This window comes from Paenibacillus paeoniae (genome assembly GCF_003388735.1).
GTDB lineage: Bacteria > Bacillota > Bacilli > Paenibacillales > Paenibacillaceae > Pristimantibacillus > Pristimantibacillus paeoniae.
Genome location: NZ_QUBQ01000015.1, coordinates 1 through 1,286, shown reverse-complemented (window position 1 = coordinate 1,286; position 1,286 = coordinate 1). Strand labels below are relative to the sequence as shown.

Below are 1,286 nucleotides of genomic sequence, written 5' to 3'. Positions count from 1 at the left end.
TGCAGTTAGAATAAAAAGTGGACGCCTCCTAACGTTAATTAGATAATAAACCTAATACAAGGTGAGGTGTTCACAATGAGGAATACGAGACAACACTACAACGATGAATTCAAGCGGCAGACGGTGAAGTATATTCAGGAGCAAACGAAGAACATCCCACAGATTGCAGAGGAGCTTAATATTCCGGAAGGCACCCTGCAGCAATGGATGGCCAAACATCGTAAGTTCGAGAATGAACCTCTGCTCACGCCGGATGCCTTACGAGAAAAAAACCGTACCATTCAAAGCCAAGCCAAAGAGATTGCCGATCTCCAGGAGGAGATTGAGATTCTAAAAAAGGCTATGCACATCTTCAGCAAAGAAAAGAACTGAAATTTCAATTCATTGCCGATCAACGCTCCAATCATGCAGTGGAGAAGATGTGCAGTACCCTGGGAGTGTCTAAAAGCGGTTACTACAAATGGGTCCAAGAACAAAACAACGAAAATAGCTATCAGAAGCGTCGTAAGGCGTTATTGGCACGCATTAAGTGGTTGTTCGTAGACACTCATCAACGGTACGGTAGCCCGAAAATCACACATCTTCTACGCCGTGAAGGCTGGAAGGTATCGGAGCGTTTAGTCGGCAAAATCATGGGCGAGCATGGCCTGCGATCCTGTGTGTCCAAAAAGTTCAGAGTCGCCACGACCGACTCGAATCACTCCGATCCCATTGCGCCTAATGTGCTCAACCAGAACTTTAAGACGACGGCTCCGAACAAAGTATGGGTGACGGACATCACGTACATCCCGTGTCGAGAAGGTCGGCTGTATTTGGCTAGTGTGTTGGATCTGTTCACGCGTAAAATTATAGGTTGGAAACTCGCCGATCGGATGACGACCGACGTGGTTCTCTCCGCGCTGGACGATGCGTACGCGTCAGAGAAGCCAGCAAAAGGGCTCATTCATCATTCCGACCGTGGTTCACAGTATGCGTCAGGAGAGTACCGGGCACGGCTAAAGACATATAAGATGAAAGCCAGTATGAGTCGCAAGGGCAACTGTTATGACAATGCTTGCATCGAATCCTTCCACAGTGTGCTGAAGAAGGAGTTTATTTACTGCACCACATTCCGGACGAAAGCACAAGCGCAACAAGGTGTGTTTGAGTACATCGAGCTCTTTTACAACCGGAAGCGAATCCATGGGTCGCTGGGGTATTTATCCCCCGTTCGATTCGAAGAGGCGTACTACAAAACCATCGCATGAGTAACGTTATGTGTTGTCCACTTTCTTGAAAGAGGTCCA

General features: G+C 47.6%; 2 protein-coding genes. Both read left to right on the top strand.

Features of this window, described 5'->3' with window-relative positions; translation table 11 throughout:
• Positions 1-75 precede the first annotated feature (75 nt).
• Positions 76-372, top strand: a complete 297-nt coding sequence (locus tag DX130_RS26120) for a transposase (RefSeq protein ID WP_116050355.1) — start codon at positions 76-78, stop codon at positions 370-372.
• Positions 369-1,247, top strand: a complete 879-nt coding sequence (locus DX130_RS26115) for an IS3 family transposase (protein WP_338068663.1) — start codon at positions 369-371, stop codon at positions 1,245-1,247. The genes DX130_RS26120 and DX130_RS26115 overlap by 4 nt, the downstream gene beginning before the upstream one ends.
• Positions 1,248-1,286 lie beyond the last annotated feature (39 nt).

What these genes read in the sequence shown, in the direction of transcription:
- DX130_RS26120 (WP_116050355.1), top strand. Translation starts at nt 76, where the DNA reads ATGAGGAATACGAGACAACACTACAACGATGAATTCAAGCGGCAGACG.